This window comes from Nonomuraea pusilla (assembly GCF_900109355.1).
Classification (GTDB): Bacteria; Actinomycetota; Actinomycetes; order Streptosporangiales; family Streptosporangiaceae; genus Nonomuraea; species Nonomuraea pusilla.
Map to the genome: position 1 here is coordinate 212235 of NZ_FOBF01000013.1, position 26602 is coordinate 238836.

Here is a 26602-nt window from a genome sequence, read left to right on the forward strand (position 1 = left end):
GGCGGCCACCGTGCCGGCCGTCCTCCTCGACCGGAGGATCTCCGCCGCCCGGTAACGCGGTCAGTCCCGCCCGGTCAGCTCGATGGCGGCGGCGGGGCAGACGGCGGCGGCCTCGCGGACCGCGGCGTGCTGCTCCTCCCCCGGCTCGGCCTCCAGCAGGATGACGATGCCGTCGTCGTCGCGCTGGTCGAACACCTCGGGCGCGATCAGCACGCACTGACCGGCGCCGCAGCACTTCTCCTCGTCGACGGTGACTTTCATCTCGGTCTCTCCTTCCAGGATCACCAGCGGACAGGGACGGTGCGCAGGCCGCCGACGGCCAGGCCCTCCACCCGCTCCAGCTCCTCCACCGGCACGGCCAGCTCCAGGGTCGGCAGCCTGCGCAGCAGCACCTCCAGCACGACCTGCAGCTCGGTGCGGGCGAGCGCCTGGCCGAGGCAGGAGTGGGCGCCGGAGCCGAAGGCCAGGTGCGGGTTGGGGCTGCGGGTGAGGTCCATGCGGTCGGCGTCGGCGAAGACGCTCTCGTCGCGGTTGGCCGCCGCCATGCTGCACACGACGGTGGTGCCCTTCGGCAGGTACGTGCCGCTGACCTCGGTCTCCTCCCGCAGGTAACGCGGCAGGCCGAACCCGGAGTCGGCGTCGAAGCGCAGCGACTCCTCGACCGTGGTGCGGATCAGCGAAGGGTCGGCCAGCAGCGCCTCCCACCGCGACCGGTCCGACAGCAGCATCGCGACCATCTTGCCGATCATGTTGGCGGTGGTCTCGTGCCCGGCCACCAGCAGCGCCATGCCGGTGACGAGGATCTGCAGGTCCTCCAGACCGCCGTCCTCGGGGCCGCCCGCCGCGATCAGCTCGCTGAGCAGGTCGTCGCCCGGCTCGGCGCGCTTGGCGGCGAGGTGGCCGGACATGTACTGGAAGAACTCGGCCTGAGCGGCCTCGATCTCCTCCTTGCCGTAACGGGTGAGGTTGAGCAGGGTGTCGGACCAGTACGAGAACCGGTCGCGGTCGGCCGCGGGCACGCCGAGCATGTCGCAGATGACGTACACCGGCAGCGGGAAGCCCAGGCCGGCCTTGAGGTCGGCGGGGGCGCCGCGCTCGACCAGCTCGTCGACGAGAGTGTCGGCGATCCGCGCCATCCGGGGCCGCATGGCGGTCATGCGCTTGGCGGTGAACCACTTGCCGACGAGCCGCCGCCAGTGCTGGTGCCCCTCGCCGCCGTCGGGGATGATCGCCGCCATCTCGCTGTTGAACAGCCCGCCGTCGTCGGTGGCCGACAGCCGGGCCGCGTCGGGCGCGTTGAGCAGCCGGGTGAAGCGCGGGTCGGCGAGCACCTTCTTGACGTCCTCGTAGCGGGTCAGCAGCGTCGCCTGGTCGCCGCTGGGCAGCGTGACGCGGGCCACCGGGCACCCGCCGCGCAGCTCCGCCCATTCGGCGGGCGGCTCCAGTGCCGCCTCGTTCGGGATCGGGTAGTGCAGGACCTGCTCACTCATCCGGTTTCTCCTGGGGATCGGTTCCTCACGCCTCACGCGTGCGGCTTCTCGGGGGTGAAGGCCTCGGCGAGGGACCGGCGGTGCAGGCGGGCGGCCTTGGCCATGTTCCAGCCCAGCACCCCGGTGACCTGGCCGCCGACGGTGTAACGGGCGACGAACCGGTTCTCCTCCGGCGCGCCTTCGACCACGTCCACCTGGGCGTCGCGGGTGAGGAACCCGTGGGCCTGGATCTTGACGTCGTACTGGTCGGTCCAGAAGTAGGGGACGGGGACGTACGGGCGGTCCTCGCCGAGGAGGTTGGCCGCGACGACCTGCGCCTGCTCGACGGCGTTGGTGCGGTTCTCCAGGCGCAGCCGCCTGCCCAGCCCTTCGTGGTGCCAGGACGCGATGTCGCCGAGCGCGTAGACGCCGTCGGCGGCGCGGCAGCGCGCGTCGCATTCGACGCCGTCGCCGAGGGTCAGCCCGCTGCCGGCGAGCCAGCCGACGGCGGGGCGGGAGCCGGTCGCCACGACCACCGCTCCCGCGGGAAGCCATTCGCCCGAGGCCAGCAGCACCCCGGTGACCCGGCCGTCCTCCCCGGTGAGCGAACGCGCGGCGACGCCGAGCCTCAGCCGCACGCCGCGCCCGGCGTGCAGCCGCGTGAGCATCCCGCCGACGAGGCCGCCGAGGTGGTCGCCCATGACGGCGTCGCCGAGACCGGCCAGCGTGACGCCGGTCCCCAGGCCGCGGGCGGTGGCGGCGATCTCCGCGCCGAGCACGCCCTCGCCGACGACGACGAGTTCATCCGCCGTCGTCAGGTCGCGGCGCAGGGCGAGGGCGTCGTCGAGGGTGCGCAGGACGTGGACGCCCGCGAGGTCGTCCTGCCCGGGGAGCCGGAGGGCGGTCAGCCCGGTGGCGAGGACCACGGCGTCGGCGCGCAGCACGCGGCCGGAGGCGGTGCGCACCTCGCGGGCGGCGGCGTCGAGGCCGGTCGCCGGGTCGCCGAGGACGAACTCCGCCTCCAGCCTGTCGAGGTCGTCGCGCGAGCGCAGGTGCGTCCTCTCGCCCTCCCACGCGCCGGACAGCACCTGCTTCGACAGCGGCGGGCGGTCGTAGGGAGGGTGCGGTTCCGCGCCCACGACGGTCAGCCGGCCGCGGTAGCCCTTGCGCCGCAGCGCCTCGGCCACGGCCAGGCCGCCCGCCGAGGCGCCCACGATCAGGACGTCCTCGGGGTGCGTCACCTCGGGGGTCGGTGGGGCCACGGGCGCGTCCTCTCGGTCGGAGCGGTGCGGGTGGCGCGCTGGGGACGGGACCGGCGACGACGCACCGCGGGGCAACCGGACGATGATGTCCGGTTGGTATCTTAGCTCCATGTCCCACACCCGGCGACCCAACAGAGGCCCGAGCGCGGCGGCGGAGAACCGCGCGGCGCTGATCGCGGCGGCCCGCCGGTGGTTCGCCACCGAGGGGTACGACGTGCCGCTCACCTCGATCGCCCGCACTGCCGGTGTCGGCCAGGGCAGCCTGTACCGGCACTTCCCCGACCGGGCGAGCCTCGCGCTCGCCGTCTTCGAGGAGGGCGTCGAGGAACTGGAGGGGCTGGCCGCCCGGCCCGGCACCACCCTCGACGACGTGCTGGCGCTGATGACCCGGCAGGCCATCGCCTCGACCGCGTTCGTCGACATGGTGAGCGCCTCGGCCGACGCGCGCTTCGTCAGGGTGCGCGAGCGGGTCGTGGAGGCGCTGCGGGAGCCGCTCGCGCGGGCGCGGCAGGCCGGGCGCGTCCACGACTACGTCACGACCGACGACCTCGTCACGGCCATCGGCCTGATCGCGGCGCTCCTCGCGAAGCTCCCGGCGGCGGAACGCCGGGAGACCGCGGAACGGGCGTGGCTGCTGCTGTTCAGAGGAATGATCACCGACCCGCGGACGCCCCTGCCCCTCGGCCCCTCCGATCACTGAGGCGGCCCCGGCCCCTGAAGCGGCGCCGGTCTCTGAGGCGGCCCCGATCGGCGAGGTGGCCCCGACCCCTGCGGCGCCAATCGCTGCGGCGGCGCCGCGCGGCGCGCCTCAGTCGGGCGACGTGATCCGCACCCGCCGGCTCTCGCCCTCCGAGAGGAACGCCGCCAGCGCCCGTCCCTGCTCGGCGACGTCGTCACGCTCGTCCGGCGAGAGGCGGCGCAGCGGGGTGACGGCCACGGTGAGGGCCACAGCGCCGCTCACGCTGCCGGTCACGCTGCCTGTCACAGCGCCGGTCACAGCGCCGGTCACGCTGCCCGCTTCGGCGCCGGCCTCCACGGTCCAGGTCGCGCCGACCCGGCCGTCCACCAGGACGACGCGCTCGCCGGCGACCGACAGCCCGCGGTGGGCGTCGTCCACGATGCGGCCGCGGTCGTGGTAGCCGAGGAGCGCGTTGTCGAACGCCGGCAGGAACCGCACCGGCGCGGGCGTGCCGGGGTCGGGACGCGGCGCGCCGGGCAGGTCCAGCAGCTCCCGGCCGCGCTCGTCGCGGAGGGCCACCAGCTCCTCCCGCACCGCGGCGACCGCGGCGGGCAGCCCGGCCAGGCCGCACCAGGCGCGCAGGTCGGCCACCGAGGCCGGGCCGAACGCGGCCAGGTAGCGCCGCACCAGCGCCTGGCCGACCGGGTCGCCGCCCTCGGCCCCCTCGGCGGCCGGTGGGTCGATCTCGCGTCCCAGCCAGGAGGAGAGCGGCACGAGACGCGCTCCCGCCTTCGTCCGCCACAGCCCACGCGGCGGCAGCTGCACCATCGGGACGAGGGCGGCGACCAGCATCTCGCCCAGCGCCCGCGGCGGCGTCCCCGGCCAGCGGTGGGCGAGCGCCCGCGCGAGCTCGCCCATCGTGCGCGGCTCGCCGTCGGCCAGCAGCGCCCGGCCCGCCGCCGCGAGCTCGTCGAGGTCGACCCCGTCGAGCTCCCGGCGGTAGGTCCCGAGCACCCGCTGGCGCAGCATGGCGTCGTGGCGGGCCCGCCAGGCGAGGGCGTCCTCGGCGGTGAGCAGGTGCATGGTCCGGCGCATGAGGTGGGTCCGCACCACGCCGCGCCGGACCAGCAGGTCCGACAGCGCCGCGGGGTCGAACGCGCGCAGCCGCGACCAGAGCCCGACGAACGGCTCCTGCGGCTCCTGCGCCTGCAGGCCGCACAGGTGCGCGACGGCGTCGCGCACCGGCAGTCCGGCGTGGTCGAGCAGCAACTGCCGGGCGAGCGTCGCGCGGTTGAGCGCCCGGGTGTCGAGAACGGTCATCACGCCGGCGGTCAGGACGCGGCGTGCTCGACGGCGACGTCCACGACCCACGCGAGCGCCGCGCGGGCGTCACCTCGGACGTTCAGGTGGATCAGGGGGTTGACGGCCATCATCGGCTCCTCGGCTGCTCGGTTCGACAGGTACAGGCGGGCCCGATCACCCGGTCGGCCCGCCGGGGACCACGGTCGCAGGGAAAGCGGCCAGGTCGTGTCCGCTTCTCACGGCACCATGGGAGCCATGCAGAAGACATCGGCACGGCTGCTGGCGCTGCTCTCGCTCCTCCAGGCGCGCCGTGACTGGCCGGGCGCGCTGCTGGCCGAGCGGCTGCGGGTCAGCCCGCGCACGGTGCGCCGCGACGTCGACCGCCTGCGCGAGCTCGGCTATCCCGTGCTGGCCGTCAAGGGGCCCGACGGCGGGTACCGGCTCGACGCCGGCTCGGAGCTGCCGCCGTTGCTGTTCGACGACGATCAGGCGGTCGCCCTGGCCGTCGCGCTCCAGATGGCGGCCACGGCGGGCGCCGGCCTCGGGGAGGCGGCGGCGCGCGCGCTGACCACGGTCCGCCAGGTCATGCCCTCCCGGCTGCGCCACCGGATCGACGGCCTCCGCCTCACCGCCGTCGAGCCGCCCTCGGCCCGGCCGCGCCCGCAGGTGGACAGCGCCGTGCTCACGGCGCTCGGCGCGGCCGTCCACGCCCGCGAGGTGCTGCGCTTCGACTACGCGTCCCCCGCGGAGGCGGGCGGCGGCGGGCCGGTACCGCCGCGCCGGGCGGAGCCCCACCACCTGGTCGCCTGGGGCGGGCGCTGGTACCTGGTCGCCTGGGACCTCGACCGCGCGGACTGGCGCACCTTCCGCGCCGACCGGATCACGCCGCGCCCCCCCGCGGGACCCCGTTTCACCCCGCGCGACCTGCCGGGAGGCTCGGTGGCCGCCTTCGTGACCGGCAGGTTCCTGGGCTCGGACGGGTCCGGCGACTGGCCCTGCCGCGGCGAGGTGATCCTCGGTCTGCCCGCCGCCGCCGTCTCCCGCCACGTCCGCGACGGGGTCGTGGAGGAGCTGGGCCCGGACCGCTGCCGGCTCGTCCTGGGCTCGTGGTCGTGGATCGGCCTGGCCGCCGCGGTCGGCAGGTTCGACGCCGCCGTCGAGGTGGTCGGTCCTGCCGAGCTCAAGGACGCCTTCGCCCGCCTGGCCCGCCGCTACGCCGACGCCGCCGGACAGGCCGCGATCACCGACAAATAGCACAAGAGCCCCCCGGCTGATACATCTCCGGGCAAAGGAGGATATAGTCCGCTAAACCTACTCATTTGCTATGGAGTGACGTTGACCAGCAAGTTCGCCGGCGTCGTGGCCGCGCTCGCCCTCGCCCTGGCCGCCTGCGGATCCGGCGGGGGAGGCACGACAGGGAACGGGGCCCCCTCCGGCCCCGGCACGGCCACCACGATCGAGATCGGCTCCCTGTACGAGCCGCAGAACCTCGACAACACCGCCGGCGGCGGCCAGGGCGTGACCGAGGCCTTCAACGGCAACGTGTACGAGGGCCTGTTCAGGCTGACCGACGCGGGCAAGGTCGAGAACCTGCTCGCCGAGGGCTACGACGTCTCGGGCGACGGCCTGACCTACACCTTCAAGCTGCGCCGGGGTGTCACGTTCCACTCCGGCAAGGCGCTGACGGCCGCCGACGTCAAGGCCAGCATCGAGCGGGTCCTCGCCGAGGACTCCCAGTCGGCGCGCAAGGGCAACCTCAAGGTGATCAAGTCGGTCGAGGCCCCCGACGACGCCACGGTCGTGGTCAGGCTGTCGAGCCGGTCGATCTCGCTGGTGTACAACCTGAGCTACGTCTGGATCGTCAACCCCGCGGCCAAGGACCTCGCCACCGGCGAGGACGGCACGGGGCCGTACAAGCTGGAGGCGTGGAAGCGCGGCTCCACGCTCAGCCTGCGGCGCTTCCCCGGCTACTGGGGCGCCAGGCCCGCCAACGACGGGGTGGTGTTCCACTACTTCACCGAGGCCACCGCGCTCAACAACGCCCTGCTGACCGGCGCCGTGGACGTCATCACCAGCGAGCAGAGCCCCGACGCGCTGAGCCAGTTCACCGGGAACCCCGACTACAGGATCAGCGAAGGCCACTCCACCACGAAGCTGCTGCTCGCCTTCAACGACAGGAAGGCGCCGTTCGACAAGCCGCTCGTGCGCAAGGCGGTCGCCTCCGCCATCGACGACGCCAAGCTGCTGCAGTCGGTGTGGGCCGGCCACGGCAGCCTCATCGGCTCCATGGTGCCGCCCACCGACCCCTGGTACGAGGACCTCACCTCGCTCGACCCGTACGACGTCGAGCTGGCCAGGAAGGAGCTGGCCGAGGCCGGCTACCCCAAGGGCTTCCGCTTCACGCTCGACACGCCCAACTACGACCCGCACCCCACGGCCGCCACGTTCATCAAGGGCGAGCTGGCCAAGGTCGGCATCACCGTGGACATCAACGTCATCACCGCCGACGAGTGGTACACGAAGGTCTACAAGAACCGCGACTTCGCCGCCACCCTGCAGGAGCACGTCAACGACCGCGACGTGGTCTGGTACGGCGACCCGGACTTCTACTGGGGCTACGACGACAAGCAGGTCACCGCGTGGGTGAAGGAGGCGGAGCAGGCCAGGACCGCCGATGAGCAGACCGCGCTGCTGAAGAAGGCCAACAGGAAGATCGCCGAGGACGCCGCCAGTGACTGGCTGTACCTCTACCCGCAGATCGTCGTGGCCTCCTCGAAGCTGTCGGGCTACCCCGTCAACGGGCTGAACTCGCAGTTCTACGCGTACGGGATCAAGAAGTCCTGATGGCGCGCTACCTGCTGCGCCGCACCGCCTTCCTGCTGGGGTCGCTGCTGGCCGCGGCCGGGCTGCTCTTCGTGCTGCTGCGGCTGCTGCCCGGCGACCCGGCCAACGCGCTGCTGTCGGTCGGCGCCACGCCCGAGCAGATCGCGGCGGCGCGCCACCAGATCGGCTCGGACCTGCCGCTGCCGGAGCAGTTCTGGAGCTGGCTGGCAGGGCTGGCGCGGCTCGACCTCGGCACGTCGTTCGTCAGCAGGCTGCCGGTCGGCCCCGAGATCGCGGCCCGGCTGGTGGTGACCGTGCCGCTGACGCTGCTGGCGTTCACGCTCGCCGTGGTGGTGGCGGTGCCGGTCGGGTTCGTGGCCGCGTGGCGCTCCGACCGCTGGTACGGGCTGCTGCTGAACGGCGTCTCGCAGCTCGGCATCGCGGTGCCGGTGTTCTGGATCGGGATGCTGCTGGTGACCGTGTTCGCGCTCCGGCTGCGGGTGCTGCCGGCGGGCGGGTTCCCGCGTGACGACTGGGCCGACCCGGCCAGGGCCCTGACCTCGCTGGCGCTGCCGGTGGTCACGATCGCCCTGGTCATGTCGGCCTCGCTCGTCCGGTACGTCCGCTCGGCCACGCTCGACGTGCTGGGCAGCGACTACCTGCGGACGGCGCGGGCGCTCGGGTCGTCCTTCGCCGGGGCCATGTGGCGGCACGGGCTGCGCAACGCCGCGGTGCCGGTCATCTCGATCCTCGGCATCGAGCTGGCCACGACCTTCCTCGGCGCGGTGGTCGTGGAGAGCGTGTTCACCCTGCCGGGGCTCGGCACCATGCTGGTCGAGGGCATCGCCGAGCACGACTACCCGGTCATCCAGGGCGTGCTGGTGGTCAGCACGTTCGCGGTGCTGGTGATCGGGTTCGGGGCGGACCTGGCGCAGCGGCTGGTCGATCCGCGCCTGCGGGCCCACGTCGGCGGGGGGCGTCCGTGAGGGGACGGCTCACGTTCACCGCGGGGTGCGTGCTGGTGGCGGCGGTGCTGCTGGTGGCCGCCGTGTCGCTGGTGTGGCTGCCGTACGACCCCTCCGACACCACGGGCGGGCGGCTCGCACCGCCCGGCGGCGAGCACCTGCTGGGCACCGACAAGCTGGGCCGCGACCTGCTCACGCAGCTCATGGTGGGCGCGCGCATCGCGCTCACGGTCGGGATCGGGTCGGTGCTCGTCGGCGGCCTCATCGGCGTGACGGCCGGGCTCCTCGCGGGCTTCGCGACCCGCTGGCTCGACGACGTGCTGTCGGCCGCGCTCGACATCGTCATCGCGTTCCCGACGCTGCTGCTGGCCATGCTGGTGGTGGCGGCGCGGGAGGCGTCGCTCGGGTCGGCGGTGCTGGCCATCGGCCTCGCGATGTCCGGCGTCGTGGCCCGGCTGACGAGGGTGCTGGTCAAGCAGGTGCTGACGCAGGACTACATCACGGCGTCCAGGACCTCGGGCACCTCGTGGCCGCGCGTGGTGGCCGAGCACGTCCTGCCGAACATCGCGCCGACGCTGCTCGTCAACCTGGCGCTGCAGCTCGGGCTGGCGGTGCTGGCGGAGGCGGCGCTGTCGTACCTGGGGCTCGGCCCGCCCCCGCCGAACGCGTCCTGGGGCCGGCTGCTCCAGGAGGCGCAGGCGACCGTGCTGACCGCGCCCACGGGCGCCATCGCGCCGGGCGTGCTGCTCGTCGTGCTGGTCGTGGGCGTGAACCTGGTCGCCGACGGCCTGCGCGACCTGGCCGACCCGACGCGCAGGAGGAGCCGATGACCCCACTGGAGGTGGCCGGCCTCTCGGTGCGCCGCGCGGACGGCCGCGACCTGGTCCGCGACCTGTCCTTCAGCCTCGCCCCCGGCGAGCGGCTCGGCCTCATCGGGGAGTCCGGCTCGGGCAAGTCGCTGACCGCGCTGGCCGTCATGGGGCTGCTGCCCGCCGGCATGACCGCGCACGGCAGCGTGCTGCTGGACGGCACCCAGATGGTCGGGACGCCCGACCGGAAGCTGAACCGCGTGCGCGGCCGGGCCGCCGCGGTGGTCTTCCAGGAACCCCTGACGGCGCTCGACCCGCTGATGCGCGTCGGGCGGCAGCTCGCCTGGCCGATCCGCCGCCGCCGCGGCCTGCGCGGCGCGGCGCTGCGGGCCGCCGTCCAGGACGCCCTGGCGGAGGTGCGGCTGCCGGAGCGGGTCGCCGCCGCCTACCCGCACGAGATCTCCGGCGGGCAGCGGCAGCGGGCCGCCATCGCCATGGCCCTGGCCTGCGAGCCCGCCGTGCTGATCGCCGACGAGCCCACCACGGCGCTCGACGTCACCGTGCAGTCCGAGGTCCTGGCGCTGCTCGACGGCCTGGTGGCCGGCCGCGGCATGGCGCTGCTGTTCATCACCCACGACCTGGCCGTCGTCGCCGACGTGGCGGACCGGGTGGTGGTGCTCAAGGACGGCTCCATGGTGGAGTCGGGAAGGACGCGTGACATCGTGCGCGAACCGCGGCACGCCTACACGCGCTCGCTCGTGGACAGCGCGTGGGCCCTGGAGGGCGAGCTCGATCGGCTGGCCCCATGACCCGCGCGGGCGCCGGAGGGCGAGCTCCGTCGGCCGGCCCCACGAGCGGCGCTCCCCCCGCCGTGCTGGCGGCGCACGAGGTCGGCTTCGCCTACCGGGGCGGGCGGCCCGTGCTGGAGGACGTCTCCGTGACGGTGACGGCCGGGCGGGGCCTGGCGCTGGTCGGCGAGTCGGGCGCGGGCAAGACCACGCTGCTGCGGCTGCTGCTCGGCCTGGACAGGCCCACCTCGGGCCGGGTGCTCTTCGACGGCGCCGCCGTGGCGCCGGGCGACCGGGCGTTCCGGCGGGCGGTACAGCCGGTCTTCCAGGACCCGTACTCCTCGCTCGACCCGCGCCGGCGGGTCGGCCGGATCGTCTCCGAGCCGCTGCGCTCGCTCGGCCTGCTCGCCCCCGGCTCCCGCGCGGAGCGGCGGGACGAGGCCGGGCGGCGCGTCGCCGAGGCGCTGGCCTCGGTCGGGCTGCCTCCCGACGCCGCCCGGCGGTACCCGCACGAGTTCTCCGGCGGGCAGCGGCAGCGGATCGCGATCGCCAGAGCCGTCGTGAGCAGGCCCCGCGTGCTCCTCGCCGACGAGCCCGTGAGCGCGCTCGACGTCACCACCCGCATCCGCGTGGTCGAGCTGCTGGGCCGGCTGGCCGAGAGCCACGGGCTGACGGTCGTGGTGGTCTCACACGACCTGAGCGTGGTGGCGGCGCTGTGCGCGGACACGGCCATCATCGAGCGCGGACGGGTGGTCGAGCAGGGCCCCACGGCGGACGTGCTCGGCTCTCCCGCGCACCCGTACACCAGGAAGCTGCTGGAGAGCGTCCCCAGGCTCAGCCGCGCCGCCCGGCTGCGGTAGCCGGGGCCGAGAGGTCCTTCACCCCGCGCGCCGGCGGGCCAGCGCGGCGATGCGGCCGGCCAGCAGGCGCGCGGGGTCCACGAGCGGCACGGGCAGGCCTGAGCCGTCCAGCGACAGGACGATCTCCGTGCACGCCGCGACGATCCGCTCGGCGCCGCGCGCGGCGAGCGTCCGCGCGACGTCCTCCAGCGCCCGGCCGTGCTCCGGCCCGGCGTGGCCGGCCTTGACCGCCGCGATGGCGGCCATGACCTGCCGCTGGCCGGCCTCGCCGGGTTCGAGCGCGGTCACGCCGCGCCGCCGCAGCGCCCCGGCGTACAGGCCGGACCGCAGGGTGCCCGAGGTGGCCAGCAGCCCGGCCGCGCGGACGCCGTCGGCGGCCAGGGCGTCGGCGGTGACCTCGATGATGCTCACCAGCTCGATCCCGGCCTCGTCCGCCAGGGCGGGCACGAAGGCGTGGGCGGTGTTGCACGGCACGGCCAGCACCTCGCACCCGGCCCGCCGCAGCGCCTGGATGCCGCGCCGCAGGTGCGGGGTCGGGTCCTCGCCGCCGCCCAGCAGGCTGAGCGAACGGTCGGGGACGCGCGGGTCGCCCCAGATGACGACGGGGACGTGCTCCTGGTCGGCGGTGGCGGCCGTCTCCTCGACGAGCTTGCGGTAGAAGTCCACGGTGGCGGCCGGGCCCATGCCGCCCAGCACCCCGACCAGCCCCGGCCGTTCGCCGGACGGGGTGTCGCGCTCCGCCCGCTCCCGCGTGCGTCCGTGTCCCTGCGTCATCGTGCCGCTCCTGTTCCCGCTCACCTGCCGCCGTCGCTCCCGGGGGGCGGCGGCGCGGCACCAGGATCCGGGGATAAGGTGAGCGCGCCGTCCAGGCGCAGCCATCCGACACCGGAAGGGTCGTACGTGCAGGATTCCGGCGTCCTCCTGGAGGAGGGCGATCTCGAACTCATCGACGCGCTCCAGATCAACCCGCGGGCGAGCTGGGTGGACGTCGGCGCGGCGATCGGCACCGACCCCGTGACGGCGGCCCGGCGCTGGCGGCGGCTGAACGCTGCGGGCGAGGCGTGGACGACCGTCGCCCTGGGGCGGCGCCAGATGCACGCGATGAGCGTGGCCTTCCTGGAGATCGGCTGCGCGGCCGGCGCGGCGGTGGAGGTCGCCGACGCGCTCGCCCGGCAGGGCCACCTCATCACGGTGCAGCACGTCGCCGCCGATCACGACCTGTTCGCGATCGCCGTCGCCGCGTCGATGCCTGCGCTGGCCGACCACCTCCTGACCGGGCTGCCGCGGGTGCCCGGCGTGGCGAAGGTCCGCACGCACCTCGCCACCCGCGTGTTCGAGGCGTCGTGCCGCTGGCGGCTGCGGGTGCTGCCGCCCGGCGCGGCGCGGACCCTGGCCAGGCCGGCGGGCCAGGCGCAGCCCGGCCGGCCGATGGACGGCGTGGACCGGCTGCTGTTCACCGCGCTGCTGCGCGACGGCCGGGCGTCGTACGCGGAGCTGGCGGACGCCGCGGGCGTCTCGGAGCGCACCGCGCAGCGCAGGCTGTCGCGGCTGCTGGCCTCGGGCGACCTCGACTTCCGCTGCGACCTGGCGCGCCCGCACGCGGGCTGGCACTCCTCGGCGGTGCTGTGGCTGCGGGTGCCGGACGGCCTGCTGGAGGAGACGGGCCGGGCGCTGCTCGGCTGGCCGGAGACCCGCACCTGCGCCGCGCTGGCCGGGGCCCGCAACCTGCTGCTGACGGTCGGCCTGCACGCGGTCTCCGACCTGCACCCGCTGGTGGTCCGCCTGGAGGAGCGGTTCCCGTACGCGACGATCGTGGACCGGCAGGTGGTGCTGCGCCAGTCGAAGCTGTACGGGCGGCTGCTCGGCCCGTCGGGACGCTGCACGGGCGTCGTCCCGATCGACCCGTGGAGCGTCGGCGGGACGTCCTGAGATCGGCGGGCTCGGGGGCGCCGAGCTCAGCGCGGCTCGGGGACGCCCGCCCCGGCCAGCTCGCGGCACAGTCCGGCGCGCAGCACGTCGGCCTCGGTGCGGCCGACGAGCTGCAGGTCGCCCACGGCCAGCGCGGACAGGCCGAGCGCCGAGACGACGGCGGTGAGGCGGCCCACCTCGCCGCGCACGGCCGCCTCGTCGCACCCGGCGCGCGGCGCGGGCCCGCCCAGCGTGGGCAGGGCGAGGAGGTCGACGCCGGTCATCGCGGCGGCGAACCGGGCGCGGGCCGCCGTCAGCTCCTCGACGGCCCGCCGGTACGCGCGGTGCCCGATGCCGCCCGCCGCCTCCAGCTTGCGCCGCACGCCCGCGCTGTAGCGGGCGGCGTTCGCGGGGAAGGTGGCCTCGTGCGTGCGCCGGGCCTGCGCGCCGACGATCGTCCAGTACGGCGCGAGGATGTCGTGCGGCAGCTCGATCTCGCGCGGCTCGGCGCCCAGGGCGGCGAGCTCGGCGGCCTGCGCGCAGCCCTCGGCGACCCCGACGACCAGCCCGTCCAGGCTCGGCGGCGGCTCGACCGCCTCGCCGGTGAGCGCGTGCCACACCCGGGCGCAGTCGGCGACGGAGGCGGTCATCGGCCCCACGACGTCGAACATCGGCGCGAGCGGCGCCACGCCCTCGGTGGACAGGACGCCGGCTCTGGGCCGCAGCCCGACGACGCCGCAGCAGGCGGCCGGGATGCGCACCGAGCCGCCGGTGTCGGTGCCCAGCCCGAACCGGGCGATGCCGGCGGCGATGGCGGCGGCCGTCCCGCCGCTGGACCCTCCGGGGGCCAGGTGCGGGTGGCGGGGGTTGCGCACGTCGCCCCAGTGCGGGTTCTCGCTGGTGACGCCCCACGCGAACTCGTGCAGGTTGGCCTTGCCGACGAGCAGCGCGCCCGCGCCTTCCAGCAGTCCGACGCAGGGGGCGTCGGCGAGCGCCTCCTCGCCGCCGTACAGGGCGGAGCCGCGCGTGGTCGGCAGGCCGGCGACGTCGATCATGTCCTTGACGACGTACGTCCAGCCGCGCAGCGTGCCGCCGGCCGGTCGCGGGCGGCGCGGCAGCAGGTCGATGACCGGTTCCGCACCGGCCTCGATGAGGATGCCGTGCCCGGCGTGGAGGCGGATGGCCTGGGCGGACTCGGCGATCGCCGCCTCGTCTTCGGCGGTCACGGGGCTCCTCGGGGGTAGGGCGGGCCCGGCGGCGCCCGCGGTGCGGGACATGCTGGCAGAAGCCCCGCGCCCCCGTCGAGACCCCCGGCCCGCGAGCCCCCGTCCGGGACGCGGGCCTCCCGTCCGGGGTCAGACGGCGAGGGCGTCCAGCAGCGAGCGCAGCCGGGCGGTCTCGCGGTCTGGGCGGACGAGCGCGAAGACGCTGCGGCTGGTGTTCAGCCACGGCACGTCGGCCACCACGACGTCGTCGCCGTGGTCGCGCAGCGCGAGGTCGGGGATGAGCGCCGCGCCCACCCCGGCCCTGATCAGGGCCATCGTGACCCTGAAGTCGTCGGAGTGGCAGGCCACGCGGGGGTGCAGCTGCCAGCGGGCGAACAGCGCGTCGAAGAAGCTCGCGTCGCTGCTGCCAGGATGGTGCATGATCCACGGCAGGTCGGCGAGCTGCTCCACCCGGTACGGCTCCAGGTCGCGCCAGCGGCGCGGCAGGACGACCTTGTAGCGGTCCTCGGCGATCCAGTGCCTGACCAGCGCGGGCGGCCAGGCCAGCCCGGCGTTGCCCACCTGGTAGACGATGGCGGCGTCCGTCTCGCCGCCGGCGCCGAGGCGCGGGATGAGCTGGGACGGCTCGGCGACGGTGATCCTGACCCCTTCGCGTTCCTCCGGCTCCATGCGGCTCAGGACCCCGGCCAGGACGTCGGCGTAGCTGGGAAAGATGCCGAGCCGGATCTGCCGCTCGCTGTTCCTGTGCACGGCCTGCACGGTGGCGACCATGCGCTCGATGTCGGTGAGCACGGTCGTGGCGTGCCTGGCCAGGACCTCGGCGGCGCTGGTGGGCAGGACGCTGTGGGCGGAGCGGTCGAACAGCCTGACGCCCGTGGCGCGTTCCAGCGCGGCCATCTGCTGGGAGACGGCGGAGGAGGTGTAGCCGAGCCGGTTGGCCGCGGCGGCGAAGGATCCGAGCTGGACGACCTCCCGCAGGGTACGCAGGTGTTCCGGCTTCAGCATAAGAGTTCCTTGGTCTCAGGACCGATAAATGTCGTGTTTATAGCGCTTCCGTCGGATTTTCGCCAACCCTAAGGTGATGACACCCAGCACGCACCGACCACTGAGAGTCACATGAGCATCCGCGTCTACCGCAACGCCGCCATCCGCACCGGCGAACAGGGCACGCCTCCGGCCCAGGCCCTGGCCGTCGAGGACGGCCGCGTCCTGGCCGTCGGCGGCGAGGCCGAGGTCCGCGCGGCGGCCGGTCCCCGGGCCGAACTGATCGACCTGGAGGGCGCCGCCGTCATCCCCGGGCTCTACGACGCCCACATCCACACCGCCCAGTACGCCCAGAGCCTCGGCGCGGTGGACCTGCGCGACGCGCGCTCCCTCGACGAGGCGCTGGCCAGGATCTCCGCCCACGCCGCTGGGCTGCGCCCCGGCGCCTGGCTGTTCGGCGGCCGGTGGAACAGCAACACCTGGGACCCGCCCGCGCAGCCCGACCGGCACGCGCTCGACTCGGTCTGCCCCACCCTGCCCGTCGCGCTGCCCAGCGTGGACGGTCACACCGTGTGGGCCAACACCGCGGCCCTGCGCCTGGCCGGCATCGACGCCTCCACCCCCGACCCGGCCGGCGGCGAGATCGTCAGGGACGAGACCGGCGAGCCGACCGGCATCCTGCGCGAGTCCGCCTCCTACCCGCTGCGCGACCTCATGGTCTCCCCCGACCTGCGCGACCTGCTGCGCACCGCCCAGGACGCGCTGCTCGCGCTCGGCCTGACCAGCGTCCACGACATCGACGGCGAGGACTGCCGCGCCGCCTACCTGGAGCTGCGCGACACCGGCGAGCTGAAGCTGCGCGTGCACAAGGCGATCCCCATGACCCACCTGGAGGCGGCCGTCGCCGAGGGCCGCCGCACCGGGCAGGGCGACGACTGGTTCCGCACCGGACCCGTCAAGATCTTCAGCGACGGCGCGCTCGGCTCGCACACCTGCCACATGAGCGAGCCCTTCGCCGGAGACCACGACAACACCGGCATCGCGGTCACCCCGTACGAGGAGCTCGTGCGGCTCTACCGCCTCGCCGCCGACGCCGGCATCGCCGTGGCCACCCACGCCATCGGCGACCAGGCCAACCACCTCGTCATCGACGCCTACGAGGCCGTCGGTCACACCCCCGGGCTGCGCCACCGCATCGAGCACGCCCAGCACCTGCTGCCCGCCGACCTGGCCAGGATGGCCAGGCTGGGCGTCGTCGCCTCGATGCAGCCGGTGCACTGCACCAGCGACATCGACCTCGTCGACGCCCTCCTGGCGGGACGCGAGCTGGCCTCCTACGCCTGGCGCGGCATGCTGAACGCCGGCGTGGCACTGGCCTTCGGCTCCGACGCCCCCGTCGAGCACCCCAACCCGTTCGCCGCGCTGTACGCCGCGGCGACCCGCACCAGGACCGACGGCACCCCCGCCGGCGGCTGGCAGCCCGAGCAGCGGCTCAGCATGGCCGAGGCGATCACGGCGCACACGCTCGGCTCGGCCTACGCCGCCGGCGAGGAGGACCGCAAGGGCGTCCTCACGCCCGGCATGCTCGCCGACTTCCTCGCGGTCGACACCGACCCGTACACCGAGCCCGCCGAGGCGGTGCTGCGCACCACGGTCCTGACCACCGTCGTCGGCGGCGAGGTCCGCTGGCAGCACCCGTAAGGAGCACCCCCCATGAAGACGCGTATCCTCACCACGCTCGCCGCCGGCGCGCTGCTGGCCGCCGCCACGGCGTGCGGCGCGCAGAGCCTCGACTCCGGCTCCTCCCAGGCCGCCGCGACGGCCCCCGCCGCCGCCCCTGACACGGCCGCCCTCGACCAGGCTCCCACCGAGGAGAAGGCCGCCGACGTCATCAACGCCATCACCCCCGACGCCGCCCTCGCCGCCAAGGTGCCCGCCAAGGTGAAGACGGAGGGGCTGAAGGTCGTCTCCTCCATCGGCTACCCCCCGATGGAGCTGTACGCCTCCGACGGCAAGACCGCGATCGGCCTCGACCCCGCCCTGGCCAGGGCCATCGCCAGGAAGCTCGGCGTGAAGGTCACCATCACCGACGAGGAGTTCAACTCCCAGATCCCCGGCGTCCTGACCGGCCGCTACGACTTCGTCATCTCCTCCATGACCGACAACAAGGAGCGGCAGGGCCAGGTCACCTTCGTCGACTACGTGCGCGCCGGCGCCGGCATCCTCGTCAAGTCCGGCAACCCCGCCGGCATCGCCGGGCCCGCCGACCTGTGCGGCAAGACCGTCTCCGTCGTCGACAACGGCTCCTCGCTGGCGGCGCTCGAAGGCTACGCCGCCGACTGCACCAAGGCCGGCAAGAAGGGCGTGGACATCCTCAAGTTCCCCGGCGACCAGGAGGCGCTGCTCCAGGTGAGCAACGGGCGCGCCCAGGCGTCCATCACCGACTACGTCGTCGCGGCGTACAAGGCGGCCGACCCCAAGCTCGCGGTCGAGGCCATCGCGCTGGAGGGCACCGAGAGCCCCTGGGGCATCGGCATGAAGCCGGACAACAAGGAGCTCATCGACTCCGTCAAGGGCGCGCTCGACGCCCTGATCCAGAGCGGCGAGTACGGCAAGCTGCTCAAGGCGTGGAACCTGGACAAGCTGGCCGTCCAGTCGGCCGTGGTCAACGGCGGTCAGTGACGGTGCGCACCGAACCCATCCCCGGCGCCACGGGCACCTCGGTGCCCGTGGCGCGGGCCGCCCGCTGGGGCCGGTGGCTCGCCGGGGCGATCGCGCTGCTCGTCGCCGGCTGGCTGGCCTACCTGGTCGTCGACAACCCGAACCTGCACTGGGACCAGGTCGCCGGCTACCTGTTCGACCCCCGCATCCTCGACGGCGTCTGGGTCACCATCGAGATCTCCGTGCTGGCCACGGCGCTCGGGCTGGTGCTGGGCGTGGCCATCGCGGTGCTGCGGCTGTCGCAGAACCCGGTGCTCAGCGGCCTGGCCACGCTCTACATCTGGTTCTTCCGCGGCACCCCGGTGCTGGTGCAGCTCATCTTCTGGTACAACCTGGCGTTCCTCTTCCCCGAACTGGTGCTGAAGATCCCGTTCACCGCGATCGGCCTGAAGTGGGACACCAACCAGGTGATGACCGGCTTCACCTCCGCCATGCTCGGGCTGGGGCTGAACCTCGCCGCGTACTTCGCCGAGACCGTGCGCGCCGGGATCCAGGCGGTGGACCGCGGCCAGACCGAGGCGGCGTACGCGCTCGGCATGACGCCGGCCAAGCGGATGCGGGTGATCGTGCTGCCGCAGGCGCTGCGCATCATCATCCCGCCGACCGGCAACGAGTTCATCTCCATGCTCAAGACCACCTCGCTCGTGTACGTGGTCGCCGGGCACGACCTCATGACGAACGCCAGCCAGATCTACAAGACGAACAACCTGATCATGGAGCTGCTCATCGTGGCCAGCCTGTGGTACATGCTCATGACCGCCGTGGCGACGTTCCTGCAGGGCAGGCTGGAGCGCCGGTTCGGCTCCGAGGCCGTACGGCTCGTGCGCAGCGGCGGCCTGTCGGCCCGGCTCCTGCCGAAGGCGGCCGCGTGAACGCGCGGGAAGCCGGCCCGGAAAGGCGGCAGGACAGGCGGCAGGACACGCGGCCTGGCACGCGGACGGACCCGCGGCCGGACACCCGGGGGCCGGGCGCCGCTCCTGGCGAGCCGGTCGTGCTGGCCCGCGACGTGCGGATGGGCTACGGCGGCGTCCAGGTGCTGAACGGCGTCGACTTCACCGTCGCCCCCGGCGAGGTGAGCTGCGTCATCGGGCCGTCCGGCTCGGGCAAGTCCACCTTCCTCCGGTGCCTGAACGGGCTGGAGCCGGTGCTCGGCGGCAGCCTGCGCGTCCTCGGCGAGGAGGTGGGCCACACCCTGCGCGACGGCAGGTACCACCCCTGGACGCCGAAGCACTTCGCCGCGTTCCGCAGGAACATCGGCATGGTGTTCCAGCGCTTCAACCTGTTCGCCCACCAGAGCGCGCTGGACAACGTCGCCTGCGGGCCCGTCCACGTGCTCGGGCTGGCGCCCGCGAAGGCGCGCGAGCAGGCGATGGAGCAGCTGGAGCGGGTGGGCCTGGCCGCCCACGCGCACAAGCGGCCCCACCAGCTGTCCGGAGGCCAGCAGCAGCGCGTCGCCATCGCCAGGGCGCTCGCCATGAACCCCGCGCTGATGCTGTTCGACGAGCCGACGTCCGCGCTGGACCCCGAGCTGGTGGACGAGGTGCTGGAGGTCATGAGGGGGCTGGCCGCCGACGGGATGACGATGGTCGTGGTGACCCACGAGATCGGCTTCGCCGGCGAGGTCGGCGACTGGCTGGCGTTCTTCGCCGACGGCGTCGTGGTCGAGCACGGCCGGCCCGCCGAACTGCTGGCCGACCCGCGCCACGAGCGGACCAGGGCCTTCCTGTCCAGCGTCCGCGCCGGCAAGACCCCCGCGTAAGAAGAGGCGGACTCCGGCGGGCCTTACCCGGCGACCGGGTAAGGCCCGTACGTGTGGCCGCGTCCGCTCACTGGATGGCGGAGCGCCGGATGACGTCGGCGGAGCCGTCGCCGTTGGCGTCGGAGTTGGTGGAGCCGAACCAGATCGCGTTCGCCCCCGGCACCTTCTCGACCGCGCGGAGCCTGCCGTACGTGCCGTTGAAGGACGAGTTGACCGTCGAGACGTTCTCGCCGTTCAGCACGACGCGCCAGAGGCGCTTCCCGCGCAGGGCCGCCATGAACAGGGTGCTGCCGACGATGGCGATGCCGCTCGGCGACGCCTCCGCCACGCCCCACGTGTACTTGGGGTCGGTCATGCCGGAGACGCCGCAGGCGCCCTCGCAGGTGGGCCAGCCGTAGTTCCTGCCCGGCTGGATGAGGTTGAGCTCGTCGCGTGAGGAGTTGCCGAGCTCGGAGGACCACAGCCGTCCGGCCGAGTCCCAGGCGAGGCCCTGCGGGTTGCGGTGGCCGTAGCTGTAGACGCGGGTGCCGAACGGGTTGCCGGGAGCGGCGGCGCCGGTCCTGGTGATGCGCAGGATCTTGCCGTTGAGCGAGTCGAGGTCGGGCGCGTTGCCGGACTGCTGGGCGTCGCCGGTGGCGACGTACAGGTAGCCGTCGGGGCCGAACCTGATGCGCCCGCCGTTGTGGTAGCGGTTCTTGTCGATGCCCTGGAGCAGGGTGGCGTAGCCGCTGAGCGTGGCGCCGTCGAAGGCCATCCTGGCGACCCGGTTGCCCTCGGAGGCGGTGTGCATGAAGAACACGTCCTTGTCGGTCGTGCCGTTCCAGGTGGGCGAGAAGTCGAGGCCCATGAGGCCGCCCTCGCCGCCGGTGGTCTGCACGTCGGGCACCGTCCCGACCTGCGTCTTCGCGCCGGACGGCGTGACCTTGAACACCTTGAAGGTGTCGCGCTCGGTCACCAGCGCGTACGAGCCGTCGGGCGCCCAGGAGATGTCCCACGGCACGTCCCAGCCTCCGGCCACCGTGGTGGGCGGCTGCGGCACGCTGCCGCAGTTCCCGGTGGTGAACGACGCGGACGGCGGGCCCGGCTGCGAGAGCTGGCCGGCCGTGTCCCTGGCCACCACGTGCAGCTGGTACGTGCGCGCGCACTCCAGCGGCACGGACGCCGTCGTGGCGGGCGGGCTCCCGGTGACGGTGGCGAGCACGGCGCCGTTGGCGTGGTCGCGTACCAGGTAGGCGCGCACGCCGCCGTCGTCGGTCGAGGCGGCCCAGGTCACCGTGGCGGAGGTGGCGCCCACGCCGCTGACCGTGGGCCGGCCGGGAGGCGACGGCGGGTCGTCGGCGGGCACGGGCAGCGTGCGGCAGGTCACCTCGGGGCTGCTGAGCGACACGTTGCCCGAGGCGTCCCGCGCGAAGACGGACAGCCGGTAGGCGAAGTCGGGGTCGAGCCCGGTCAGCCGGTACGGCGGCGCGGTCGCCGTCGCGATCTGCTGGCCCAGGTGGTAGACGTCGTAGGCGGCGACGGCGACGTCGTCGGTGGACGGCGGCCAGTCCAGGGTCAGGGCGTCGTGCGCGATGTCCGAGCACGCCGGCTGCCCCGGCGGCGTGGGCTTCTCGGTGTCGCCCGGGCCGGTCACCCGCAGCCGGTCGAGGTTCGGGCCGCCGTTCGCGGTGGCGGCCGTCGCCCTGACGGTGTTGCCGCCCGCTCTGAGCTGGGCGTTCACCGTGATCTCCTGCCAGGTGGTCCACGCGCCCGTGCCGGGGAACGACCGGCCGGCGGCCACGGTGGAGCCGTTGACGGTGATGGTCATGGGCCGGTCGGCGGTGGTGCCGTTCGCGAACCGGAACGTCAGGCTCTGCGTCCCGGCGGCCGCCGCGCTGACGGCGAACTCGACGGACGAGCCCGCGACGTTGTCGTAGTCGACGAAGCCGGAGCCGGTGAAGCCGGCGTGGTTGGACGCGACGACGCCCTGGGAGATCGTCGCCGACTCCGCCTGGTAGTCGGTGAAGGAGGAGGACCGCACCTCGGCGTCGAGGTAGTCCCAGTTCGGGTTGCCGCCCGCTTCGGTCGCCGTGGCCCTGACCTTGTTGGCGCCCGCGACGAGCGGCGCGGTCAGCGTGACGGTGGTCCAGGTGGTCCAGGCGCCGGTGGAGGGGAAGGAGCGGGCGGCGGCGACGGTCGCGCCGTTGACCGCGATGTCGCTCGGCCGGTCGGCGGTGGCGCCGTTGGCGTAGCGGAAGGACAGCGTGGCCGTGCCGGCGGCGGGCGCGTTGACGGTCCACTCGGTGAAGGAGCCTGCGACGTTGTCGCCGTTGACGAAGCCGGCGCCGGAGTAGCCGGCGTGGTCGGACGCCACGACCCCCTGGGAGATCGTGGCGTTCTCGGCCTCGTACCGGGTGGGTGCGGCGGCGGCCGGCACGGCGACCGCGCCGAGGACGAGGAGGCAGGCGAGGGCGGATGACAGGGGTTTGCTCACGTTCATGCGGGCGCTCCTGGCTCGGAGTGATGCCACGAGTAAGGAAGTGGAGCCTTCCATCGTGTTCCCACACCTGACCGGCGATCGTCAACACTTTTTAGGAAACTTTCCTAACGAAGTGTCCCGATACCCGGATGAGATCCGGGCATCGGACGTGATGGCCCGATAACGGTCAAGACCGTAAACTGGCACTGCTGTACCGTCCAGGGCGTCCCCGCGACCCGGCAGGTCTTGCCATCGCCGCCCGCGGCGGGTGATACTCACCGGCGCCGGGCTCCGGAACCGGTGCCCAGAAAGGCGAGCGAGCACGACATGTCCTCCCTCAGGGTGCCCGTGCCCAAGACGCGGGATCCGTTCGTCAACACCCCGCTGTTACGCATCGGTCCAGACCGTTTCTGGACGTCCTCGTGGAACGCCACCTCCGGCAGCACCGGCGTGCTGGTCCGGGCCGACGGCTCCGCCCGGACGTACCGGTTCCCGCCGCCGCACGCCGGCTTCTACAGCGCGGCGGCCTCCGGCCCCGACACGCTGTGGCTGTGCGGCGACCTGTCGCGCGTCGTCCGCCTCACCCTGTCCACCGGACGGTGGGAGGCGTTCCCCACCGGGGCCGACCCCGGCCTGGTGTTCCAGGGCATGGCCCTGGACGAGGAGAGCGGGAAGCTGCTCGTGGTCGCGTTCACCGGGCGCACCACCGACGCGGTCAGCTTCGACACCCGTACCCGCAGGACCGTGCGCGTGTACCGCGACGTCACCCCGCAGCACTACCTCAGGGCGAGCTTCCCGGAGGACGGCGGCGTGCGGCTGGCCGTGGAGACGCCGGAGACCGAGCTGCTGCGCTGGGACCCCGCCGGCGAGCGGCTGCACCGGGGCGGGCCCGCCCCCGAGGGGGCCGCCGAGCGCTGGCGGCTGCTGAGCGAGCGCGGCCCGGCGGCGCTGGAGGGCGACCCGCCGGCGGGCACGGACGGCGTGCGCTGGTTCGCCGGGCACGGCGGCCTCGTCTACGGCGCCCGCGCGGGAGCGGACCACGCCGAGGTGGTGCGCTGGGACCTCGGCGGGGGCGCCGCGCGCGCCCTGTGCCGCGTCCCCGACGCCGACCACTTCACGCTCGCCCTGACCGCCGACGGCCGGCGCCTCGTGGCCGTCACCCGGTACGGCGAGTTCCACCGCTTCGACGCCGCCACCGGACGCCACGAGCTGCGCACCACCCTGGACACCGACGCCGTGGGCACGGTGGACTGCCTGGTGCGGCTCGACGACACGACGGTGCTCGGCACCCCGTTCATCAGCCAGCGCTTCTGGACGGCCGACCTCGTCAGCGGGCGCGGCACGGACATGGGGCGGGCGGCGCCCGGCGGCGGCCAGATCACCAGGACGTGGCACGTCGGCGGGAAGGTCTACCTGGCGGCGTACGCGGGGGGCGAGCTGACGGAGTACGACCCCTCCCTGCCGGCCGGCTTCCCCGGCAACCCCCGGGTCGTGGCGGCCCCGCCCGGCGCCATGCGCCCGGTCGCGAGCACCCGGTACGGCTCCACGCTCGTCTACTCCGCCACCCACCGGTACGGCCGGCTGGGCTGCGTCCTGGCCTGGCACGACGTGCGCACCGGCCGGTCGGGGCACGTCGACGACCCGTTGCCCGAGCAGTCGGTGCAGAGCATGCACCGCGTCCCGGGCACGGCGGCGATCCTGGCGGGCACCGCCAGGCACGCGGACATGTCGTCGCGCGACCCGTCGGCGGCCCCCTGCCGGCTGGTCCTGCTGGACGCGCCCGGCCTCGCGGTCAGGGAGTCGGTGGCGATGCCGCACGGCGCCGACCACGTCACGGTGCACGGCCGGCTGGACGCCACCGGCTGGCTGTGCGGGATCGCGGGGCTGCCGGGCGGGTACCGGTGGTTCCGCGCCGACCCGGCCGCTCTGGCCGCCCCGGGACGCTTCCTGCCGCTCCCGGACGTGATCACGCCGGAGGGCCTGCTGCCCACCGGCCGTCCCGGGCTGTACGTGGTGCGCGTGGAGGACCGGGTGGAGCTGTGGGACCTGGCCGGGCCGCGCCGGCTCCGCGTCCTCGGCACGGAGCCGGGCGTGTACCGGGTGGCCGTCCAGGGCGGCGGCGTCTGCCTGGTCACCCCTGGCGAGCTGGTCGTCCTGGACGGCGTGCTGCCCTAGGGCGTCAGCGGCAGGTCGCCGTGCGGCGTGGACGCCGTGGTGGGCGCCGTGGCGGGCGCCGTGGCGGCGGCCCGGGTCGCCGCCCCCGCCGGGTGCGGCGCGGGGCGGGCCTCGGCGCCGTCCCAGCGCACGTTCCACAGCCTGTCGTACAGCCACGGCACGAACTGCAGCGTCGCGGCCACCACGTGGTCGGTGGTGTAGGTCGGCCAGTCGCCGGCCTCCGCCGCGTCCCAGAACCCGGTGTGGCTGCGCAGCCACGCCTCGACGTACTCGGGGTCGCCCGTGGTCATCGTGCAGTAGCCGAGCAGCCGCGCCAGCGTGTCGTGGTGCCACAGCGGCAGCCCGGTGGGCAGGCGCACGACGCGCCCGGTCGCCACGTCCTTGTGCTCCCGCTCGCCGGCGTAGTCGTGCTGGTAGGCCCAGCCCTCCTGGTCGCCGTGCCGCTGCCGCTCCGCCAGCAGCCAGTCGCCGAACCGCAGCACCGCCGCGTGCAGCGGCTCGGTGCCCGGGAACAGGTCCAGGTAGTCGAGGACGCCGCCGAGCGCCAGCAGCCCCATCCAGGGCTTGGTGATGTAGGCGTTCCAGCCGTGCAGCCCGACGCCGCCGCCCTGGTCGCCGAAGCTGCCGTTGGGCCGCTGGCTGGCCACGACCGTCCGCGCGCCCTCCAGGCACAGCTCCCTGTAGTGGTCGTCGCCGAGGTAGCGGTGGAGCATGGCGGCGCCGCGCAGGTAGCAGGCGTCCCTGCCGACCGTGAGCCGGGGCCAGGAGGCCAGGTGGGTCGCGTGCGCGGTGTCCACGACGGCCCTGGCGGTGCGCAGCAGGTACGGGTCGCCCGTCTCCAGGTAGGCCGCGACGGTGCCGAGCATCCGGGTCATGGGCAGCGACAGCGCGCCGGGCGGGTGCCCGTGCATGCGCATCAGGTGGGCGGCGTGGTCCACGGCGATGTCGGTGACCGCGTACGCCGTGCGCAGCGCCCGCGCGTGCGCGGCGACGTCGCCGGTGCGCCAGGCCGCGAGGAACGCGGCGTACGGCACCTCGCCTTCCCAGCCCGGCTCGTGGCGGCGCCGTCCGCCGCCCACGTCGAAGCCCTGCTTGTCGTTGCGGGGCACCGTGCCGTCCTCGAACCCGCCGGAGACGGTGTGCTCCGCCAGCCAGCGGGCGGCCATGCGGGCGGCCCGTCCTGGCGCGACCGGCAGCACGGGCCCGCCGGACAGCTCCTCGCACAGGCCGTACCACCAGTCGGGGGCCAGGTAGCGCGCCACGGCCGGGGGGCGGTCGGAGAGGCTGAGCGAGAAGCGCAGGCTGCGGGCCATGCCGCGCGGGAAGACCCGGTCCTCGGCCCGGAACAGGTAGGGCTGCCCGGTGACCTCCTGCGGGTGCAGCCCGCCCAGGATCTCCACCCCGGCGTAGGGGGCGAGCACGAGCCACCGGCCCGCCTGCGTCAGGCCGCCGGGCGGCTCGGGACCGGACGACAGCGCCGCCTCCGTCGGGCCGCCGGGCCGCTCGCTGCTGGACGGCAGGGACACCTCCGACAGGTCGCCCGGACGCTCCGGGGTGGACAGCCTGGACACCTCCGTCAGGTCGAACTCCACGCCGCCGAGCCGCACCAGGCCCGCGCCGCCGTCCCACGGGCCGGGCGGCGGCGCCGCCGTCCCGTCCTCGGCGAGGACGCCCAGCACGGGCACCACGTCGGCCAGCTCCCGCCCGTCGTCCACGAACCGGCCGTTGACGTGCCGCGCCACCACCTCGCAGACGCCGTTGCGGTGGGCGCGGACGAACAGGCTCGCCGTCAGCCAGTTGTGCCGGTGCAGGTAGGGGTTGGCGTACGTGCCGAGCCGGGCGTGGGCCGCCGCGGACACCACGTGGTACGGCACCGCCCCGCCCATCTCGACGACCAACCCCTCCGCCGAGTCGGCGTGCACCACCAGGCGGCAGCCCTCCCACCAGTGCACGGCACCGCCGGTGCGCAGGCCCATCGCCAGCGCCACCGTCCGGTGGCCGTGCCGCAGCCGCAGCAGGCCGCGCTCCCACAGGTATCCGGGCTCGTCGCCGCGTTCGAAGACCTCCATGGCGGCCCGCGGCCTCGGCAGGTTCCCGTACGCGACGGCGGACCTGGTCAGGCCGAGCCGGGCGGGGGCGCCGCCGGGGCCGGCGTCGGCGGCGAGGAGCAGCCGGCGCGGGAAGCCGGTGCCGGGCCAGCGGCCGATCGGCTCGGCCCCGGTCGGCCGGCCGCCCAGGGCGAGCGGCGTCACCCCGGCGCGCGGCCACGGCAGCGAGGTGGTCAGCAGGCCGGCCGCCGGGGCGGTGGGGCCGGTCAGGGTCATCCGGTCGAGTAACGGGAGCAGATCGGGCATCGCGTCATCCCTCTCGTCAGTCATCGGCCCTTCCCAATTTAGGTCCGGGCCGTTATCGTG

General features: G+C 74.5%; 22 protein-coding genes. 13 read left to right on the top strand and 9 right to left on the bottom strand.

Going from position 1 to position 26602, the window contains the following annotated elements; genetic code table 11:
• Positions 1-60: 60 nt before the first annotated feature.
• The 3 genes from BMX74_RS26110 to BMX74_RS26120 are packed head-to-tail and all read right to left on the bottom strand — an operon-like array spanning position 61 to position 2731.
• Entirely contained in the window at positions 61-261 is a 201-nt protein-coding gene (locus BMX74_RS26110) for a ferredoxin (protein WP_055502214.1), read from the bottom strand.
• 20 nt (positions 262-281) lie between these two features.
• Positions 282-1490, bottom strand: coding sequence for a cytochrome P450 (locus BMX74_RS26115; protein ID WP_091103371.1), 1209 nt, complete (start codon positions 1488-1490; stop codon positions 282-284).
• 32 nt (positions 1491-1522) lie between these two features.
• Positions 1523-2731 (bottom strand): NAD(P)/FAD-dependent oxidoreductase, encoded by a 1209-nt coding sequence (locus BMX74_RS26120; protein WP_256257266.1) that lies wholly within the window; start codon positions 2729-2731, stop codon positions 1523-1525.
• A gap of 109 nt (positions 2732-2840) precedes the next feature.
• On the opposite strand from BMX74_RS26120, the gene BMX74_RS26125 reads away from it, so the two are divergent.
• Positions 2841-3431 (top strand): helix-turn-helix domain-containing protein, encoded by a 591-nt coding sequence (locus BMX74_RS26125; protein WP_091103374.1) that lies wholly within the window; start codon positions 2841-2843, stop codon positions 3429-3431.
• A 108-nt stretch (positions 3432-3539) separates the two neighbouring features.
• Here BMX74_RS26125 and BMX74_RS26130 read toward each other — a convergent pair whose 3' ends face one another.
• Complete coding sequence (locus tag BMX74_RS26130; RefSeq protein ID WP_091103375.1) at positions 3540-4730, bottom strand: winged helix DNA-binding domain-containing protein; 1191 nt, start codon at positions 4728-4730, stop codon at positions 3540-3542.
• 237 nt (positions 4731-4967) lie between these two features.
• Here BMX74_RS26130 and BMX74_RS26135 point away from each other — a divergent pair, with 237 nt between their 5' ends.
• The 6 genes from BMX74_RS26135 to BMX74_RS26160 all read left to right on the top strand — a co-directional run bounded on the left by BMX74_RS26135 (position 4968) and on the right by BMX74_RS26160 (position 10957).
• Complete coding sequence (locus tag BMX74_RS26135) at positions 4968-5966, top strand: helix-turn-helix transcriptional regulator (RefSeq protein ID WP_091103423.1); 999 nt, start codon at positions 4968-4970, stop codon at positions 5964-5966.
• An 81-nt stretch (positions 5967-6047) separates the two neighbouring features.
• The gene (locus tag BMX74_RS26140) at positions 6048-7556 is read left to right on the top strand and encodes an ABC transporter substrate-binding protein (protein WP_218154058.1); all 1509 of its coding nucleotides are present in this window, start codon (positions 6048-6050) and stop codon (positions 7554-7556) included.
• Entirely contained in the window at positions 7556-8521 is a 966-nt protein-coding gene (locus BMX74_RS26145; RefSeq protein WP_091103379.1) for an ABC transporter permease, read from the top strand. The genes BMX74_RS26140 and BMX74_RS26145 overlap by 1 nt, the downstream gene beginning before the upstream one ends.
• Positions 8518-9330, top strand: coding sequence for an ABC transporter permease (locus BMX74_RS26150; RefSeq protein ID WP_055502220.1), 813 nt, complete (start codon positions 8518-8520; stop codon positions 9328-9330). The genes BMX74_RS26145 and BMX74_RS26150 overlap by 4 nt, the downstream gene beginning before the upstream one ends.
• Complete coding sequence (locus BMX74_RS26155; RefSeq protein WP_091103380.1) at positions 9327-10118, top strand: ATP-binding cassette domain-containing protein; 792 nt, start codon at positions 9327-9329, stop codon at positions 10116-10118. The genes BMX74_RS26150 and BMX74_RS26155 overlap by 4 nt, the downstream gene beginning before the upstream one ends.
• Entirely contained in the window at positions 10115-10957 is an 843-nt protein-coding gene (locus tag BMX74_RS26160) for an ABC transporter ATP-binding protein (RefSeq protein ID WP_091103382.1), read from the top strand. Before BMX74_RS26155 ends, BMX74_RS26160 begins: the two co-directional genes overlap by 4 nt.
• A gap of 18 nt (positions 10958-10975) precedes the next feature.
• Here BMX74_RS26160 and cuyB read toward each other — a convergent pair whose 3' ends face one another.
• The gene (gene cuyB / locus BMX74_RS26165; protein ID WP_091103383.1) at positions 10976-11731 is read right to left on the bottom strand and encodes a cysteate racemase; all 756 of its coding nucleotides are present in this window, start codon (positions 11729-11731) and stop codon (positions 10976-10978) included.
• A 126-nt stretch (positions 11732-11857) separates the two neighbouring features.
• On the opposite strand from cuyB, the gene BMX74_RS26175 reads away from it, so the two are divergent.
• A complete protein-coding gene (locus tag BMX74_RS26175) occupies positions 11858-12886 on the top strand; it encodes an Lrp/AsnC family transcriptional regulator (RefSeq protein WP_177227520.1) in 1029 nt (342 codons plus the stop codon).
• Between the two features lie 26 nt (positions 12887-12912).
• On the opposite strand, the gene BMX74_RS44345 is transcribed toward BMX74_RS26175, so the two are convergent.
• Positions 12913-14091 carry an amidase gene (locus BMX74_RS44345; protein WP_305728673.1) on the bottom strand — a complete coding sequence of 393 codons (1179 nt, stop codon included), beginning with the start codon at positions 14089-14091 and terminating at the stop codon, positions 12913-12915.
• 129 nt (positions 14092-14220) lie between these two features.
• A complete protein-coding gene (locus BMX74_RS26185; RefSeq protein WP_055502225.1) occupies positions 14221-15096 on the bottom strand; it encodes a LysR family transcriptional regulator in 876 nt (291 codons plus the stop codon).
• Between the two features lie 111 nt (positions 15097-15207).
• Between BMX74_RS26185 and BMX74_RS26190 the strand changes: the two genes are divergently transcribed.
• From BMX74_RS26190 to BMX74_RS26205, 4 genes are all read left to right on the top strand, one after another.
• On the top strand, positions 15208-16776 hold the full coding sequence (locus BMX74_RS26190; RefSeq protein WP_091103387.1) for an amidohydrolase: 1569 nt from the start codon (positions 15208-15210) through the stop codon (positions 16774-16776).
• A gap of 12 nt (positions 16777-16788) precedes the next feature.
• On the top strand, positions 16789-17757 hold the full coding sequence (locus BMX74_RS26195; protein WP_091103388.1) for an ABC transporter substrate-binding protein: 969 nt from the start codon (positions 16789-16791) through the stop codon (positions 17755-17757).
• Between the two features lie 2 nt (positions 17758-17759).
• Positions 17760-18668: an amino acid ABC transporter permease gene (locus tag BMX74_RS26200; protein ID WP_236714624.1), complete on the top strand. Its 909-nt coding sequence runs from the start codon at positions 17760-17762 to the stop codon at positions 18666-18668.
• Between the two features lie 140 nt (positions 18669-18808).
• The gene (locus BMX74_RS26205) at positions 18809-19555 is read left to right on the top strand and encodes an amino acid ABC transporter ATP-binding protein (protein WP_055503887.1); all 747 of its coding nucleotides are present in this window, start codon (positions 18809-18811) and stop codon (positions 19553-19555) included.
• A 67-nt stretch (positions 19556-19622) separates the two neighbouring features.
• Here the strand turns inward: BMX74_RS26205 and BMX74_RS26210 are convergent, their stop codons facing one another.
• The gene (locus tag BMX74_RS26210) at positions 19623-22034 is read right to left on the bottom strand and encodes a PQQ-dependent sugar dehydrogenase (protein ID WP_091103390.1); all 2412 of its coding nucleotides are present in this window, start codon (positions 22032-22034) and stop codon (positions 19623-19625) included.
• Positions 22035-22340: 306 nt separating this feature from the next.
• On the opposite strand from BMX74_RS26210, the gene BMX74_RS26215 reads away from it, so the two are divergent.
• Positions 22341-24188 (top strand): PQQ-binding-like beta-propeller repeat protein, encoded by a 1848-nt coding sequence (locus BMX74_RS26215; RefSeq protein ID WP_091103391.1) that lies wholly within the window; start codon positions 22341-22343, stop codon positions 24186-24188.
• Here BMX74_RS26215 and BMX74_RS26220 read toward each other — a convergent pair.
• On the bottom strand, positions 24185-26542 hold the full coding sequence (locus BMX74_RS26220; RefSeq protein ID WP_143078769.1) for a hypothetical protein: 2358 nt from the start codon (positions 26540-26542) through the stop codon (positions 24185-24187). The genes BMX74_RS26215 and BMX74_RS26220 overlap by 4 nt on opposite strands.
• Between the last annotated feature and the right edge of the window lie 60 nt (positions 26543-26602).